The sequence below is a fragment of the Alloalcanivorax dieselolei B5 genome, assembly GCF_000300005.1.
In the GTDB taxonomy this organism is placed as follows: Bacteria; Pseudomonadota; Gammaproteobacteria; order Pseudomonadales; family Alcanivoracaceae; genus Alloalcanivorax; species Alloalcanivorax dieselolei.
The window spans coordinates 4,271,981-4,288,921 of sequence record NC_018691.1 but is presented as its reverse complement, the minus strand read 5'-3'; the positions used below and the strand labels follow the sequence as shown (position 1 = coordinate 4,288,921).

General features: G+C 61.1%; 14 protein-coding genes and 2 tRNA genes. 15 read left to right on the top strand and 1 reads right to left on the bottom strand.

The features are described from left to right. Positions 1-11 precede the first annotated feature (11 nt). The 14 genes from ftsH (at position 12) to pnp (ending at position 14,702) form a co-directional block, all read left to right on the top strand. Positions 12-1,934: an ATP-dependent zinc metalloprotease FtsH gene (gene ftsH, locus B5T_RS19185; protein WP_014996178.1), complete on the top strand. Its 1,923-nt coding sequence runs from the start codon at positions 12-14 to the stop codon at positions 1,932-1,934. Further along, entirely contained in the window at positions 1,934-2,785 is an 852-nt protein-coding gene (gene folP, locus B5T_RS19180) for a dihydropteroate synthase (RefSeq protein WP_041717135.1), read from the top strand. The genes ftsH and folP overlap by 1 nt, the downstream gene beginning before the upstream one ends. Next, on the top strand, positions 2,775-4,109 hold the full coding sequence (glmM, locus tag B5T_RS19175; RefSeq protein WP_014996176.1) for a phosphoglucosamine mutase: 1,335 nt from the start codon (positions 2,775-2,777) through the stop codon (positions 4,107-4,109). Before folP ends, glmM begins: the two co-directional genes overlap by 11 nt. Positions 4,110-4,132: 23 nt before the next feature. After that, positions 4,133-4,882 (top strand): triose-phosphate isomerase, encoded by a 750-nt coding sequence (gene tpiA / locus B5T_RS19170; RefSeq protein ID WP_014996175.1) that lies wholly within the window; start codon positions 4,133-4,135, stop codon positions 4,880-4,882. Positions 4,883-4,892: 10 nt separating this feature from the next. Next, a complete protein-coding gene (secG, locus tag B5T_RS19165) occupies positions 4,893-5,393 on the top strand; it encodes a preprotein translocase subunit SecG (protein ID WP_014996174.1) in 501 nt (166 codons plus the stop codon). Positions 5,394-5,406: 13 nt separating this feature from the next. Beyond that, positions 5,407-5,493 (top strand) — tRNA-Leu (locus tag B5T_RS19160). Positions 5,494-5,727: 234 nt separating this feature from the next. Continuing rightward, positions 5,728-5,804, top strand: a tRNA-Met gene (locus tag B5T_RS19155). Positions 5,805-5,938: 134 nt separating this feature from the next. Next, on the top strand, positions 5,939-6,394 hold the full coding sequence (gene rimP, locus B5T_RS19150; RefSeq protein WP_014996173.1) for a ribosome maturation factor RimP: 456 nt from the start codon (positions 5,939-5,941) through the stop codon (positions 6,392-6,394). Positions 6,395-6,429: 35 nt separating this feature from the next. Further along, positions 6,430-7,935, top strand: coding sequence for a transcription termination factor NusA (gene nusA / locus B5T_RS19145; protein ID WP_014996172.1), 1,506 nt, complete (start codon positions 6,430-6,432; stop codon positions 7,933-7,935). 53 nt (positions 7,936-7,988) lie between these two features. After that, a complete protein-coding gene (gene infB / locus B5T_RS19140; RefSeq protein WP_041717134.1) occupies positions 7,989-10,709 on the top strand; it encodes a translation initiation factor IF-2 in 2,721 nt (906 codons plus the stop codon). 12 nt (positions 10,710-10,721) lie between these two features. Then, positions 10,722-11,132: a 30S ribosome-binding factor RbfA gene (gene rbfA, locus B5T_RS19135; protein ID WP_041717133.1), complete on the top strand. Its 411-nt coding sequence runs from the start codon at positions 10,722-10,724 to the stop codon at positions 11,130-11,132. Between the two features lie 17 nt (positions 11,133-11,149). Next, on the top strand, positions 11,150-12,067 hold the full coding sequence (gene truB, locus B5T_RS19130) for a tRNA pseudouridine(55) synthase TruB (RefSeq protein WP_041717754.1): 918 nt from the start codon (positions 11,150-11,152) through the stop codon (positions 12,065-12,067). Positions 12,068-12,150: 83 nt separating this feature from the next. Then, the gene (gene rpsO, locus B5T_RS19125) at positions 12,151-12,420 is read left to right on the top strand and encodes a 30S ribosomal protein S15 (protein WP_014996168.1); all 270 of its coding nucleotides are present in this window, start codon (positions 12,151-12,153) and stop codon (positions 12,418-12,420) included. Positions 12,421-12,608: 188 nt separating this feature from the next. Then, the gene (gene pnp / locus B5T_RS19120; protein ID WP_014996167.1) at positions 12,609-14,702 is read left to right on the top strand and encodes a polyribonucleotide nucleotidyltransferase; all 2,094 of its coding nucleotides are present in this window, start codon (positions 12,609-12,611) and stop codon (positions 14,700-14,702) included. Positions 14,703-15,009: 307 nt separating this feature from the next. Here pnp and B5T_RS19115 read toward each other — a convergent pair whose 3' ends face one another. After that, positions 15,010-16,329: a Na+/H+ antiporter family protein gene (locus B5T_RS19115; RefSeq protein ID WP_014996166.1), complete on the bottom strand. Its 1,320-nt coding sequence runs from the start codon at positions 16,327-16,329 to the stop codon at positions 15,010-15,012. Positions 16,330-16,524: 195 nt separating this feature from the next. Here B5T_RS19115 and B5T_RS19110 point away from each other — a divergent pair, with 195 nt between their 5' ends. Beyond that, the gene (locus B5T_RS19110; RefSeq protein ID WP_014996165.1) at positions 16,525-16,941 is read left to right on the top strand and encodes a MarR family winged helix-turn-helix transcriptional regulator; all 417 of its coding nucleotides are present in this window, start codon (positions 16,525-16,527) and stop codon (positions 16,939-16,941) included.

The following is a 16,941-nucleotide window of genomic DNA, read 5'->3' as shown; positions in this document are numbered from 1 at the left end:
CCTTGAACGACATGACCAAGAACATCGTACTGTGGCTGGTGATTGCCGGGGTCCTTTATGTGGTGGCCTCCAGCATCAACCCCCAGCCCAGTCAGCAGATGCTGAACTACTCCTCCTTCATTGAGAGCGTGGAGAGTGGCAAGGTGGCCCGGGTAACCATCGGGGATACCCGGATTGCCGGTGAAATGAAGAACGGCGGCAAGTTCGAAACGGTCAAGCCGCCGGCGCTGGACACCAATCTGATTCCCACCCTGATCCAGAATAAAGTGGATGTGGTCGGCAAGGAGCCGGAGCGTCAGGGCTTCCTGACCCAGTTGTTCCTGTCGGTGCTGCCGATCCTGCTGATCCTGGCCATTTTCATCTTCTTCATGCGGCAGATGCAGGGCGGCGGCAAAGGTGGTGGCGGGCCGATGACCTTCGGCAAGTCGAAGGCGCGGCTGATGAGCGAGGATCAGATCAAAACCACCTTCGCGGATGTGGCCGGTGTCGAGGAAGCCAAGGAAGAAGTGCAGGAGTTGGTGGAATTCCTGCGCGATCCCGCCAAATTCCAGCGACTTGGCGGCAAGATTCCCCGTGGTGTGCTGATGGTGGGGTCTCCGGGGACCGGTAAGACCCTGCTCGCCAAGGCCATCGCCGGCGAGGCCAAGGTGCCGTTCTTCAGTATCTCCGGTTCCGATTTCGTGGAAATGTTCGTTGGTGTCGGTGCCTCCCGGGTGCGCGACATGTTCGATCAAGCCAAGAAGCACGCGCCCTGCATTATCTTCATCGACGAGATCGATGCCGTGGGCCGTTCCCGTGGCGCGGGTCTTGGCGGTGGCCACGATGAGCGTGAGCAGACCCTGAACCAGTTGCTGGTGGAGATGGACGGTTTTGACGCCAATGACGGCATCATCGTCATCGCCGCCACCAACCGTCCCGATGTGCTGGACCCGGCGCTGCTGCGTCCGGGCCGGTTCGACCGTCAGGTGACCGTGCCGCTGCCCGATATCCGTGGCCGCGAACACGTATTGAAAGTGCATATGCGCCCCGTGCCGGTGGCCGAGGACGTGGACGCCAGTGTGATCGCCCGTGGTACCCCGGGCTTCTCCGGCGCCGATCTGGCCAACCTGGTCAACGAGGCCGCGCTGTTCGCCGCCCGCGCCAACAAGCGGGTGGTGACCATGGAGGAGTTCGAAAAGGCCAAGGACAAGATCCTGATGGGCGCCGAGCGCCGCTCCATGGTGATGAGTGAGAAAGAAAAGCTGAACACCGCCTACCACGAATCCGGCCATGCGATTGTCGGCCGGCTGGTGCCGGACCACGATCCGGTCTACAAGGTGAGCATCATTCCTCGTGGCCGTGCCCTGGGTGTGACCATGTATCTGCCCGAAGAGGACAAATATTCCCAGTCCAAGAGAGGATTGGAGTCGTCCATTTGTTCTCTGTTTGGTGGCCGTATCGCCGAGGAGATCACGCTTGGGTTTGACGGTGTGACCACCGGCGCCTCCAACGACATCGAGCGGGCCACGAAGCTGGCCCGGGCCATGGTGACCAAGTGGGGCCTGAGCGAGAAAATGGGACCGCTGGCCTATGAGGAAGACGAAGGCGAGGTGTTCCTGGGTAAACAGGTGGGTCAGCGCAAGCACATGTCCGAGCAGACCACCGAGGAAATCGATCGGGAAGTGCGTTCCATCGTTGATCGCTGCTACGCAAGAGCCAAGGAAATTCTGGAGAATAACCGGGACAAGCTGGATCTGATGGCCGAAGCGCTGATGCAGTACGAGACCATCGATGCCGAGCAGATCAACGATATCATGTCCGGACACAAGCCTCGCCCGCCGAAGGACTGGCGCGACCAGGGGCCGGGAAGCGGTGCCTCCTCCTCTGGCGAGAACGCCTCCGACGACGCCAAGCCCGGCGACGACCCCATCGGTGGACCCGCCAATACCCACTGATGCGCCAGATCACTAAACTGACCTGTGGGGCGCGGACACTGGACCTGTCCGCGCCCGTCGTTATGGGTATCCTTAATGTCACCCCGGATTCGTTCTCGGACGGTGGCCAATTCACTTCCCTGGACTCGGCCCTGCGTCGGGCGGAGCAGATGCTCGCCGACGGCGCCGCCATCATCGATGTCGGTGGAGAGTCCACCCGCCCCGGCGCCGATCCGGTATCCGAACAGCAAGAGCTGGACCGCGTGGTACCAGTGGTGGAAGCGCTGACTCGCGAACTGGATGCCCTGGTGTCGGTGGATACCAGTATCGCGAGTGTGATCCGTGAAACTGCTCGCGCCGGCGCGGGTCTGATCAATGATGTGCGCTCATTGCGCCGGGCCGGCGCCTGTCAGGCGGCGGCGGACGCCGGCTTGCCCGTATGTCTGATGCATATGCGCGGCGAGCCCGGGGACATGCAGGATGATCCCCAATACCAGGACGTCACCGCCGAGGTGATCCGGTTCCTGGAGGAGCGGGTGGAAGTGTGTGTGTCCGCGGGGATTGCCCGTGACAGGCTGCTGGTGGACCCGGGCTTTGGTTTCGCCAAAACCGTGTACCACAATCTGAAGCTGCTGGCGGAAATGGACCAGCTCAAGCGTTTGCGGCTGCCGATACTGGTGGGGTTGTCGCGCAAATCCATGGTCGGGAAAGTGCTGGACCGGCCGGTGGAGGAGCGCCTGCCCGGTTCGCTGGCGGCGGCGGTGATGTGTATTGAACGGGGCGCGCTGATCGTGCGTGCCCATGATGTCAAAGAGACCGTGGACAGCGTGCGTTTTGCCCGCGCTGTAATGGAGACAGTGGATGAGTCGTAAATATTTCGGTACGGACGGGATCCGGGGCACCGTGGGCGAGGCGCCGATTACCCCGGATTTCGTACTCAAACTGGGTTGGGCCGCTGGCCGTGTGCTGGCCGCGCGTGGTGGCAGCAAGATCCTGATCGGCAAGGACACCCGGATTTCCGGCTATATGTTTGAGTCGGCGCTGGAGGCGGGTATTTCCGCCGCCGGGGTGGACGTGCGGCTGCTGGGGCCGATACCGACGCCGGGGATCGCTTATCTGACCCGCACTTTGCATGCCCAGGCCGGGATTGTCATTTCCGCGTCCCACAACCCTTACACCGACAACGGTATCAAGTTCTTTGGCGCGGATGGTCGTAAGCTGAACGATCAGATCGAGCAGGACATCGAGCGTATGCTGGACGAGCCGATCTCCGTGGTCGGCTCGGATCGTATCGGCAAAGTGCGCCGTATCGATGACGCCCGTGGCCGTTATATCGAGTTCGTCAAAAGCACGGCGCCGGGGCTGAGTCTGGCCGGGTTGACCATCGTCGTCGATACCGCCAACGGCGCCGCTTACCACATCGCTCCGGATGTTCTGGAGGAGCTGGGCGCCAATGTGTTGCCGATGGCCAACACGCCGGACGGCTTCAATATCAACCGGGATTGCGGCTCCACCAGCCCCGAGGCCCTGCGGCGCAAGGTGCTGGAGAGTGGCGCCGATCTCGGTCTTGCCCTGGATGGCGATGCCGACCGCCTGATCATGGTGGACGATCAGGGTGAGGTGGTGGATGGCGATCAACTGTTGTACGTGATCGCCCGTGATCGCCAGCGCAATGGCGCCCTGCACGGTGGTGTGGTGGGTACCTTGATGTCCAACTATGGCCTCGAGCTGGCGCTGGAGCAGCAGGGTATCCCGTTCGTCCGGGCCAACGTTGGCGATCGCTATGTCATGGAGCAGTTGGACAGTCGCGGCTGGCTGCTTGGCGGTGAGTCTTCCGGGCACCTGGTGTGTCTGGATCGCACCTCCACCGGCGATGGCATGGTGGCGGCGCTGCAGGTGCTGGCGGCGCTACGCCGGGAAAACCGGGGGCTGCGCGATGCGGTGGCGGAAGCGCCCCTGGTGCCGCAGACCCTGATCAACGTGCGCGGCGATAATCGCGATGGTTTCATGGAGCGCCCCGAGCTGCGGCAGGCGGTCAGTGACGTGGAAGCGGAGCTGGCCGGCAAGGGCCGGGTGCTGTTGCGTCCGTCCGGTACCGAGCCGTTGGTGCGGGTCATGGTGGAAGGGTTGGATGGCGCGCAGGTGGAACGCCTCTGCCAGCGTCTGGCGGAACAGGTGCAGGCGATTATCGCCTGACCGCTGAATACGGGAACAAGTGAATGACAAGAACGCCGCTGGTAGCCGGTAACTGGAAGATGAATGGCCGGCTGGACATGGTGGGGGCTCTGGGGGCTTCCCTGAGTGGATTGCGGAACAGCCGGGCAGAAGTGGCCGTGTGTCCGCCGTTTCCCTATCTGGCGCCTCTGGTCCGCGCTCTGGGCGACAGCGGGGTGCAAATTGGCGCGCAAAACGTGAGCCGCCACCAGGATGGTGCCTTCACTGGCGAAGTCTCCGCGGAGATGCTCGCCGATCTGGGCTGCCGCTACGTAATAGTAGGGCATTCCGAGCGCCGCGCCCTGTACGGTGAAGATGATGAACTGGTGGGTGAGAAGTTTCTTCGTGCCCAGCAGGGAGGGTTGATACCGATCCTGTGCGTCGGTGAAACGCTGCGTGAAAGGGAGGCGGGCGAGACCGAGCAGGTAGTGGTACGGCAGGTCTCATCGGTGCTGGACGTGGCTGGCATCGGCGCTTTCGACCAGGCGGTGGTGGCTTACGAGCCGGTTTGGGCGATCGGTACCGGTGAAACCGCCACCCCCGAACAGGCCCAGGAAGTACACGCCCGTTTACGCGCGGCGCTGGCCGCGGAGGACGCAAGTGTGGCTTCCCGCATCCGGCTGCTTTACGGCGGCAGTGTAAAGTCGGATAATGCCGCCCTTCTGTTCGCCCAGCCGGATATAGACGGTGGTCTTATCGGCGGGGCCTCACTGAGCGCGGATGAATTCAGCGCAATTTGTCTCGCGGCGGAATAAACGGTTACTTATGGATATTGTGCTTCATGTGGTCCACGTGTTGGCGGCTCTGGCCCTGATCGGCTTGGTCCTGATTCAACACGGCAAAGGTGCCGATGCCGGCGCCTCCTTTGGCGGCGGCGGTTCGCAGACAGTGTTTGGCAGCGCGGGCTCCGCGAACTTCCTGACCCGCTCCACGGCGGTGCTGGCTGCGGTGTTCTTCGTCACCAGTCTGGCCCTGGCCTGGATGGCCCGTAACGAGGTCGCTCAGAGCTCCAGTATTTTGCCGATGGTGGAAACCGTTGATGAAGTGGACGTGCCGGAAAGCGATGCGCCGGCGGTGCCACAATCCTCCGATGTGCCTTCCAATAGCCAAAGCGATGTTCCGGCCGCGGGCGCCGATGTGCCTGCCAGCGGTCAGGGCGATGCTCCGGCCATGGAAAGTTCTGAAAAAGGCACTTCAGATGTGCCGGCGAGTGATGTAGAATCCCCGGCCCTGGATGAGAGTCAGGCTGGTTCTCAATCCGAGTGATACCAGGTTCTTTGCCGAAGTGGTGGAATTGGTAGACACGCTATCTTGAGGGGGTAGTGGGCTTACGCTCGTGCCGGTTCAAGTCCGGCCTTCGGCACCAATTTGGAATGGGCTTTTATGTAACCGCCATTCACGGTTGGTCACCCTTTCCGGGTCAGGAAAGGGGTGTATTGGTAGTAACTTCGAAGGTGCTTTTCGGGGCCCTTTGAATTCCCTGGCCAGGATTAATGGCTCCGCGATGATGCCGCGGTTAAGACTCGGAAAAATAAATACTTTTTTTGAGTTTGCATTGACAACGGCGGCACGAATACATACTATGTGCGCCGCGATTTAGTGCGGGGTGGAGCAGTCTGGTAGCTCGTCGGGCTCATAACCCGAAGGTCGTAGGTTCAAATCCTGCCCCCGCTACCACTTAACGGAACCGCATCCCGGTTCTGTGGTAAGAAAGCCCCTCATCGTAGGGGCTTTTTGTTATTCAGAGCCGGGATGGCGAGTGGGAATGGGCGTTATGCCCATTTTTTGTTTCTGGCGCCGGAATCAAGGCAATGTCAAAACGCACGGAACAAATCAGGGAGCTGCTGGCTCCGGTAGTCAACGACATGGGCTACGAGCTCTGGGGTATCGAATACCTGCAGGGGCGTGGCGCGGTATTGCGTCTGTACATTGATCATGAAGCCGGTATCACCGTGGACGATTGCGTTGCGGTGAGCCATGAAGTCAGTGGCGTGCTCGACGTGGAAGACCCGATCCCCGGCGAGTTCAACCTTGAAGTGTCCTCTCCGGGCATGGATCGGCCGCTGTTTGAACTTTCCCAGTTTGAACGTTACCTCGGCGAGCAGGTGCAACTGAAACTGTTGGCCCCGGTAGCGGGCAAGCGCAAGATGATGGCGACTCTGGTGGCTGTCGATGGTGATACGCTGGTGTTGATGCTCAACGGCGATACCCTGCGTATTCCTTACAGTCAGGTGGACCGCGCTCGTCTGGAGCCACGCTTCGACTGAGCGTGACCTGAAAAAACCTTTGTAAAGGCCTGGCCATGAACAAAGAGATCCTGCTGGTAGCGGAAACCGTTTCCAACGAGAAAGGCGTCAGCCGTGACGTCATTTTCGAGGCCATCGAACTGGCCCTGGCGGCGGCAACCAAAAAACGTTTCAAGGAAGAAGACGTGGAAATCCGTGTGCAAATCGACCGGGTTACCGGTGATTCCCGCACCTTCCGCGTCTGGCATGTGGTGCCCGACGAAGACCTCTATGAGTTCGGCAGACAGCTGACTCTGGATGAGGCCCACGAGCACGACGAGAACCTGCGGATTGGCGACGTTTACGAAGAAGAAGTGGAGTCCGAGGCCTTTGGCCGTATCGGTGCCCAAACCGCCAAGCAGGTGATCGTGCAGAAGGTGCGTGAGGCCGAACGTCATCAGGTGATCGAGGAATATCGCGACCGCATCGGTGAACTGATCAGCGGCACGGTGAAGAAAGCCACGCGTGACGCCATCATTCTGGACCTGGGTGGCAATGCCGAAGCGCTGATCACCCGTGAGCACATGATCTCGCGTGAGAGCGTGCGCCAGAATGACCGCGTACGCGCTTATCTGCTGGGCGTGAACGAAGAAAACCGTGGTCCGCAGTTGTTCGCCAGCCGGGCTTGCCCGGAGATGCTGATCGAATTGTTCAAGATCGAAGTGCCGGAGATCGGCGAGGAACTGATCGAGATCAAAGGCGCCGCCCGCGATCCGGGCTCCCGCGCCAAGATCGCGGTGAAGACCAACGATCAGCGCATCGATCCGGTGGGGGCTTGCGTCGGTATGCGCGGTGCTCGCGTGCAGGCGGTGTCCAACGAACTCGCCGGCGAGCGTATCGACATCGTGCTGTGGGACGACAACCCGGCGCAGTTGGTGATCAATGCGATGCAGCCGGCGGAAGTGGCGTCCATCGTGATGGACGAAGAAAGTCATTCCATGGATATCGCCGTGGAAGACGAATCCGCCCTGGCCCAGGCCATCGGACGCAGCGGTCAGAACATCCGCCTCGCCTCCGAGCTGACCGGCTGGGAGCTGAATGTGATGACGCTGGACGAAGCGCAGAACAAACAGCAGGAAGAAGCCCAGATGGCCATGGAAACCTTCATGAGCCTGCTGGATGTGGATGAAGATGTGGCGGCGATATTGGTGGAAGAAGGCTTCACCTCCCTGGAGGAAGTGGCTTATGTGCCCACCGAGGAAATGCTCGCCATTGAAGGTTTCGACGAAGATGTCGTTGAAGCATTGCGCCAGCGCGCCAAGGACGCTTTGTTGACCCGCGCGCTGGTGTCCGAAGAGAAATTTGAATCGGCCGAACCCGCCGACGACTTGCTGGGTATGGACGGCATGACCCGCGATCTGGCGGTGGAATTGGCCTCCCGTGGCATTGTCACCATGGAAGACCTTGCCGAACAAGCGGTGGATGACTTGCTGGATATTGAAGGGATCAACGAAGAGCAAGCGGCTCAGTTGATCATGACCGCCCGCGCTCCCTGGTTTGAAGATGAGAACGCCGGTGAGTAAGTAGAGCGGTGGGGCAGGGCGCCACCATAAGCGGACAGGAGAGTGTTGCTGACATGGCAGAAACGACCGTAAAAAGTCTGGCAGAGGTTGTGAAGATTCCGGTGGATACGCTGCTTTCGCAGATGAAAGACGCCGGACTTCCTCACACCGACGCAGGTGATGTGGTCTCCGATGAACAGAAGCAGCAGCTGCTCGCGCATCTGCGTAAGTCCCATGGCGCCCAGGACGCGGAGCCCAAGAAGATCACCCTCAAACGTCGCTCCACCAGCACCATCAAGACGACGGGTACCGCCGGTAAAGCGAAAACCGTGAACGTGGAAGTGCGCAAGAAACGCACCTACGTGAAGCGTGAGTCCATCGAAGAGCAAGAGCGTTTGGAAGCGGAGCGTCAGGCGGAAGAAGAAGCCCGTCTGAAGGCCGAGGAAGAGGCCCGCCGCGCCGAGGAAGAAGCCCGCCGCAAGGCGGAGGAAGAGGCTCGTCGCAAGCAGGAAGAAGAGGCCGCTCGCCACGCTGAGGAAGATGCGCGCCGTAAAGCTCTGGAAGCCGATAGTGCGGCTCAGGGTGGCGCGGAGAAGGAGGCCGAGGACAAGAGCAAGCGCGTTTCCGTGCCGAAGACCGCCAAAAAAGCCGACAAGGTGGAGACGGCGGAAGAGCGTGCCAAGCGCGAAGAGGAAGAACGTAAGCAGCGCGAGGCCGAGGAAGCACGGCGCAAGCAGGAAGCCGAAGCCCGCCGTAAGGCGGAGGAAGAAGCTGCCCGCCGGACCGCCGAGGAAGCCCAACGTATCGCCGAGGAGCTGGAGAAGCGCGGCGGTGAACAGTCCCAGGAGAAGAAGGAAGAGGAAGACGACAAGGCCTCATCCATCGTCCGGGATGCCGTGGAAGCCGGGTATCGTACCGAGGAACGGCAATCGCGCCGGCGTCGTCGCAAACCCAAGAGTGGCGGCGTGGTCCACGGCCAGATGAAGAGCTCCATGAACCGGGAGCACGGGTTTAAAAGCCCCACGGAGAAAATGGTGTACGACGTAGAAATTCCGGAAACCATCACCGTGGCGGAACTGGCTCAGCGCATGAACATCAAGGCCAAGGAACTGATCAAGGCCATGATGAAAATGGGCGAGATGGCCACCGTCAATCAGTTTATCGACCAGGAAACCGCTGTCCTTCTCACCGAGGAAATGGGCCACACCCCAAAACTGGTGAAAGGCGAGGAAGAGGCTCTGGAGGACGATCTGGCGTCTCTGGTGGACCGTTCCGGAGAGCAGGAAGTCTCCCGTGCACCGGTAGTGACCATCATGGGGCACGTCGACCATGGTAAAACCTCCCTGCTGGACTATATCCGCCGCGCCAAAGTGGCCGCCGGTGAAGCCGGGGGGATTACCCAGCACATCGGTGCCTACCATGTGAACACCGAGCACGGCATGATCACCTTCCTGGATACCCCGGGCCACGCCGCCTTCACCGCCATGCGTGCCCGCGGTGCCAAGGCCACCGATATCGTGATCATCGTGGTTGCCGCGGATGACGGCGTGATGCCGCAGACGGAAGAGGCGATCAACCACGCCAAGGCCGCCGGCGTGCCGATCATCATCGCGGTGAACAAGATCGACAAGGAACAGGCCGACCCTGACCGGGTCAAGAACGAACTGGCCGCCAAGGACGTGATCCCCGAGGAGTGGGGGGGCGACATTCAGTTCGTCAACGTCTCCGCGCACAGTGGCGAGGGCGTTGACGCCCTGCTGGAATCAGTGTTGCTGCAGTCCGAACTGCTGGAACTGAAAGCCGCCGCCGTGGGCCCCGCCAGTGGCGTGGTAATTGAATCCCGGGTGGAAAAAGGCCGGGGTAACGTGGCCTCCATCCTGGTCCAGGCCGGTGAGCTGGAAGTGGGCGATATGCTGCTGGCCGGCGCCTGCTTCGGCCGTGTTCGCGCCCTGGTGGATGAGAATGGCCAGCAAGTGAACAAAGTGGGTCCGTCGATTCCGGTGGAAGTGCTCGGTCTGAACGGTGCGCCGGAGGCCGGTGAGCAGGTTCAGGTGGTGCCGGACGAGAAGAAAGCCCGTGAAGTGGCTGAATTCCGTCAGGACCGTGACCGTGACGTCAAACTCAAGCGCCAGCAGGCGTCCAAACTGGAAAACCTGTTCCAGAACATGGGCTCCGAGGAAACCAAGCACGTCAATATCGTGCTCAAGGCCGATGTTCGCGGTTCCCTGGAAGCGTTGATCGGCGCGTTGACCGACCTGTCCACCGATGAGGTGAAAGTGGGGCTGGTCTCCACTGGTGTTGGCGCGATCAACGAGTCCGACGTCAATCTGGCGATGACCAGTGAGGCGGTACTGCTCGGCTTCAACGTGCGGGCGGACGCCAAGGCCAAACGCCTGTGCGAGGCGGAAGGCATAGACCTGCGTTATTACAGCGTGATCTATGAACTGATCGACGACGTGAAACAGGCCATGAGCGGTCTGCTGGCACCGGAGAAACGCGAGGAAATCCTTGGCGTGGCCCAGGTGCGGGATGTCTTCCGCTCCTCCAAGTTTGGTGCCGTGGCCGGCTGTATGGTGGTGGAAGGTACCCTCCATCGAAACCGTCCGATCCGTGTACTGCGTGACGATGTGGTGGTGTTCGAGGGTGAGCTGGAATCCCTGCGCCGCTTCAAGGATGACGTCCAGGAGGTTCGTAACGGCATGGAGTGTGGTATCGCCGTGAAGAGCTACAACGACGTCAAGGAAGGCGACAAGATCGAAGTCTTCGAAGTGAAGGAGGTGGCGCGCTTCCTGTAAGCGCGCCCGCATATGAGTCGTCATCGCCGTCCCCAAGGTTTTCAGCGTACTGACCGTATCGCTGACCAGATTCAACGCGAACTGGCACGGGTCCTGCGCTTTGAGATGAAGGACCCGCGCGTGGACATGGTGACGATTCAGGATGTCCGGGTTTCCCGCGATCTGTCCTTCGCCGATGTGTACTTCACATTGCTGGGGCAGGACGCGGACGCCGGAACCGAGGCCGAAGCCGTATTGGGCGGTGCCGCCGGTTTCCTGCGCAGTGCCCTGGCCCAGACCCTGAATACCCGCACCACGCCCCGGTTGCGTTTCCATTACGACCTGACCCCCGAAAATGCATCGCGGCTGTCACAGCTGATTGACGAGGCACGGGCGGAGGACCGGGCACAAAGCCCGGATCAGGACGACCAAGACCACGATTGATCTCGGAGCATAAGACGGTGGGAAAACGACGCCGCGGAGGCCGTCCTCTGAATGGTATCTTGTTGTTGGACAAAGCCGATGGCGTGACCAGCAACGGTGCTTTGCAAATGGCCAAGCGCATGTTTGCCGCGGCCAAGGCCGGGCACACCGGTAGCCTGGATCCGCTCGCCACCGGCATGTTGCCGGTGTGCTTCGGTGAGGCAACCAAATTCAGTCAGTTTCTGCTCGACGCGGATAAACGCTACCGGGTCACCGCCCGTCTTGGCGTGACCACGGAAACCGGCGACGCCGACGGTGAGGTGGTGGAAACCCGCCCGGTATCGGTCACCGAAGCTCAGGTTCTGACCGCGCTGGACCGCTTCCTGGGAGAAATCGAGCAGGTGCCGAGTATGTACTCGGCGATCAAGCACAATGGCACACCGCTGTATAAGCTGGCGCGGGAAGGTATTACCGTTGAGCGCGCGCCGCGCCGGGTGACCATTCACGAAATTCGCGAGGCGCGCCTGGATGGCGAGGACCTGACGTTCGAGGTGGCCTGTTCCAAGGGCACTTATGTGCGCTCCCTGGTGGAAGACCTGGGTGCGGTGCTTGGCTGCGGTGGCCACGTGATCGCCCTGCGGCGCCTGTCCGCTGGCCCCTATCCGGAGGAACGGATGATTACCCTGGAGCAGTTGGGGCTGCTCAAGGAGCAGGGTGGATTCGAGGCAATTGATGATTTGCTCTTGCCTTTATCCACCAGCGTGGCAGACTGGCCGCGCGTCAATCTGGGTGACAACGCGGCGTATTATCTGCGCCAGGGCCAGCCGGTGATGGCCAGTGACCGCCCGGCCGAGGGCTGGGTCAGTCTTTATCAGGCTTCCACGGAGCAGTTCCTGGGGGTCGGAGAAGTACTGGAGGATGGGCGAATAGCGCCTCGTCGTCTGGTATCGGAGTGACCCGAGCGGGTCGCGCAAGCAGGACGGCAGCTATAAATATGCATGGCTGACCGTGACCAATATTGCATATTGGAGTGTATGAAATGGCTTTGAGCGTCGAAAAGAAAGCGGAAATCCTGAAGGAATTCGGTCGTAAGGAAGGGGACTCTGGTTCCCCGGAAGTGCAGGTTGCCCTGCTGACCGAGAACATCAACCAGCTGCAGGGTCACTTCAAGGCCCACAACAAGGACCACCACAGCCGTCGTGGTCTGATCCGCATGGTTAACCAGCGCCGTAAGCTGCTGGATTACCTGGCTGGCAAGGATCGTAGCCGCTACCTGCAGTTGATCGAGCGTCTGGGGCTGCGTCGCTAAGCCCTGGTCATGTTCGATTCACGACGGAAGCTCGGCCATGCCGGGCTTCTGTTGTTTTTGGCGTACCGAAAAAGCAGTGATGAATGCCGGGACGATCCATGGTGAATGAAGGCTATGGCGCCCACGGAGCCAGGGTTATGATGCCCTGGCAAAGACTGATGGAAGAGTGAAGAGAAGAGACGAGAGATATGTTCAATATAGTGCGCAAAGAGATTCAATACGGCGCGGATACCGTGGTGCTGGAAACCGGGCAAATCGCCCGTCAGGCCACCGCCGCCGTTATGGTCACCATCGGTGACACCCAGGTCCTGGTGACCGTGGTAGGCAAGAAAGAAGCGGATCCCGGTAAGGGCTTTTTCCCGTTGACCGTGAACTACCAGGAAAAAACCTATTCCACCGGCCGTATTCCCGGTGGATTTCTCAAGCGTGAAGGTCGTCCCAGCGAGAAGGAGACCCTCACCTGCCGCCTGATCGATCGCCCGATCCGGCCGCTGTTCCCCAACGGTTTCATGAACGAAGTGCAGATCGTTGCCACCGTCATGTCCTCCAACAAGAACCAGGATCCGGACATCGCCGCCATGATCGGCACTTCCGCCGCTCTGGCCATTTCCGGTATTCCGTTCAACGGCCCGATCGGCGCCGCCCGGGTGGGCTTCAAGGACGGTATGTACCTGCTCAACCCCAGCTACTCCGAGCTGGAAGATTCCCTGCTCAACTTGGTGGTGGCGGGTACCGAGCCGGCCGTGCTGATGGTGGAGTCCGAAGCCCAGGAGCTGAGCGAGGACCAGATGCTGGGCGCCGTGCTTTACGGCCACCAGGAAATGCAAACCGTTATCCAGGGCATCAAGGCATTTGCCCAGGAAGTGGGCGCCCCGGCTTGGGAGTGGCAGGCGCCGGCGGAAAACGCCGAGCTGAAAGCCGCGATCAAAGCCAAGTACGAAGGCGCCCTGGCCGAGGCGTACACCATCACCGAAAAGCAGGCGCGCTACACCAAGGTGGGTGAGCTGCGTGACGCTTGCGTGGCCGAGTTCGTCACTGACGACGAGAACAGCCCGGAAGCCGGCGAAGTGAAAAGCCTGTTCGGCAAGATCGAGAAGAACGTGGTGCGTGAAGGGGTATTGTCCGGTAAATCACGTATCGACGGTCGCGCCCTGGATCAGGTTCGCGCGATTGACTGTAAAGTCGGTTTTCTCAACAAAACCCATGGTTCCGCCCTGTTTACCCGTGGTGAGACCCAGGCCATCGTTACCGCCACCCTGGGTGGTATGCGTGATGCCCAGTTCATCGACGCTCTGGAAGGTTCCCGTCAGGACCACTTCATGCTGCAGTACAACTTCCCCCCGTACTGCGTGGGCGAAACCGGCATGATCGGCTCTCCCAAGCGCCGTGAGATCGGTCACGGCCGTCTCGCCCGTCGCGGTGTGGAAGCGGTGGTGCCGAACGAGAAGGATTTCCCTTACACCATCCGGGTGGTCTCCGAGATCACCGAGTCCAACGGCTCCTCCTCCATGGCCAGTGTGTGTGGCACCTCCATGGCGCTGATGGACGCTGGTGTGCCTCTGAGCGCCCCGGTGGCCGGTATCGCCATGGGCCTGGTGAAGGAAGAGGACGGCCGTTTCGCGGTGTTGTCCGACATCCTCGGTGACGAGGACCACCTGGGTGACATGGACTTCAAAGTGGCCGGGACCGAGCGCGGCGTGACCGCGCTGCAGATGGATATCAAGATCGAGGGCATCACCGAAGAGATCATGGAGAAAGCGCTGGAGCAAGCTCAGCGCGGCCGACTGCATATCCTCGGCGAAATGGCCAAGGCGATCTCCGTGTCCCGTGACGAGGTTTCCGACAATGCGCCGACCCTGCTCACCATGAAGATCAATTCGGAGAAAATCCGCGATGTGATCGGTAAAGGTGGCGCGGTGATCCGGGCTCTGACCGAGGAAACCAGCTGTACCATCGACATCGAGGACGACGGCAGCATCAAGATCTACGGCGAGACCCGCGAAGCGGCCCTGGAAGCGCAGCGCCGCATCGAGGAAATCACCGCCGAGGCCGAAGTGGACAAAATCTACGAAGGCGAAGTGACCCGTGTGGTGGATTTCGGTGCTTTCGTGCGCATCATGCCCGGTACCGAAGGGCTTCTGCACATTTCCCAGATCGCCGAAGAACGTGTGGAGAAGGTCTCCGATTACGTGAAGGAAGGGGATGTGATCCGGGTGAAAGTGCTGGATGTGGACCAGCGTGGCCGCATCAAGCTGTCCATGAAGGAAGCGAAAGAAGGCTGATTGCGCTTAATCGCACTCTTTCGGGAGTTCAGTCGAAATTAAAAAGGCCCGCGGATGCGGGCCTTTTTAATGGTTCATCGCGGAATGACGGGAATGAGAGTCTCCATCGGGGCCCGGAAGGCCTCCGTGCAGACCCGCTTCGAGTGAACCGCCGCGTTCCGGACTCCAACGACGACGGACCTTTCCGGAGAGGGGAGAGGATGCCCTCTCCATCCCGCTGTCCCTGATGGAGGGCAATGCCAAATCCCGTCAAACCGCGATGAACTTTTTTAATGCCTGACCAAATGGTGCAGGGCTGATCCGCCGGCTACAACACCATGGCGGCGGTCCAGCCCGCCACCAGTAATGGCAGGTTATAGAACACAAAGGTTGGCATCACGGTGTCCCGGATATGGTCATGCTGGCCGTCGGCGTTGAGCCCCGCTGTGGGGCCCAGCGTTGAATCCGAGGCCGGTGAGCCGGCGTCTCCGAGTGCCGCCGCGCTGCCTACCAGGGCCGCGGTGGCCAGAGGGGAAAATCCCAGCGCCAGACACAGTGGCACATACAAGGTGGCGATAATCGGGATGGTGGAGAACGAGGAGCCGATGCCGAGGGTGATGAATAACCCCAGCAGCAACAGGCCCGCCGCCGCCACGCCGGGACTGTTCAATTGGCCGGTGACGGCCTCCACCAGCAACGGTACCTGCCCGCTCCCTTTCACCACCGCCGCGTAGCCGTTGGCGGCGATCATGATGAAGCCGATCAAGGACATCATCTTCACGCCTTGAGTGAAGGCGTCCTGGGATTCCCGCCAGGGCACCACGCCCCCCGCGGTGAACAGCAGAAAGCCGGCCAGTGCGCCCAGCACAATGGAGTCGGTGAGCAGTTGCAGGCTCACCGCGCTGCCCAGCGCGAGCGCCGCCACCACAAGCGTACGCGGGGATAACCGTGCCTGATGGTCTTCGCCGGGCAAGGTTACCGGCCGATAATCCCGGGGTTTGCGAAACCTCCACAGCGCCAGGAGCAGGCCCGCCACCATGCCGCCGGCCGGCAGCAGCATGGCCTGGGGGATTTGCTCCTTTGCCAGATCGAGACCGGCCTGGGCCAGGCTGGGTTCCAGCTGTTTGTAGAGAAACAGACTGCCAAAACCCACCGGCAGCACCATGTAGGGTGTGATCAGGCCGAACGTCAGCACACAGGCGGCCAGCCGCCGGTCCAACCTGAGCCGGGCCATGACGCCGAGCAGGGGCGGCACCAGGATGGGGATGAAGGCGATGTGCACGGGGATCAGATTCTGGCTGATGACCGCGGCGCCCAGCAGGACCAGAATAATCAGGTTGCGCAGCCGCCGCAGTTGCCCGGGATCGGGGGTGCTGCCGAGACGGCGGATCAGCCGTGCCGCCAGCCATTCGGTGACGCCGGATCGGGCGATGCCCACCGCGAAGGCGCCCAGTAAAGCGTAGCTGAGAGCAATCGGAGCGCCGCCGCCCAGCCCTTCGGTGAACAGGTTCAGGGTGTCATTCAGGGGCAGGCCGCTGAACAGGCCGGCGGTGAGGGCGGCGCATACCAGCGCCAGAACCACATTCAGGCGTGCCAGGCTCAGGCCCATCAGAACCAGAACCGATATCACCACCGCATTGGTCAGCATTGCATTGTCCTCGACGCCGGTGCTCGCGAGGTGCGCAGTCTACCGGGGTTGGCTGTGGCTGTCTCCGGTGCGGGCGTGGATATGGGTCAAACTATTTGACCCTATTGCCAAATTCATAAGCATGCTTACAATGAGAGCCTGTTTAAGGTTGTTATCCGAGTAGTGAGCATGGGCGGAACGGACACCACGGTTGGGATGAGTCTGAACGATGTGGCGCGCATGATGCGGCGGGACTTCGATCGTCGGGCCCGGGAGCAGGGCCTGAGCCGGGCGCGCTGGCAGGTGCTCTGGCAGCTTTCCCGGCGGCAGGGCCTGCATCAGGCCGCCCTTGCCGAAGTGATGGATCTGGCGCCCATCTCGCTGACCCGCCAAGTGGACCAGTTGGAAGCGGAAGGCCTGGTGGAGCGGCGCCCGGATCCGTCCGATCGACGGCGCCGGTTGTTGTTTCTGACCGACCAGGCCCGGCCAGCGCTGGAACGATTGAAGGAACTGGCCGAACAAACCCGTGCGCGGGCTTTTGCGGGATTGGCGCCTGCGGATATCGACACGCTCATCCGGATTCTGGCCGCCATGCGTGCCAACTTGTGTGATCGCCCGGACCAGGGAGACTAG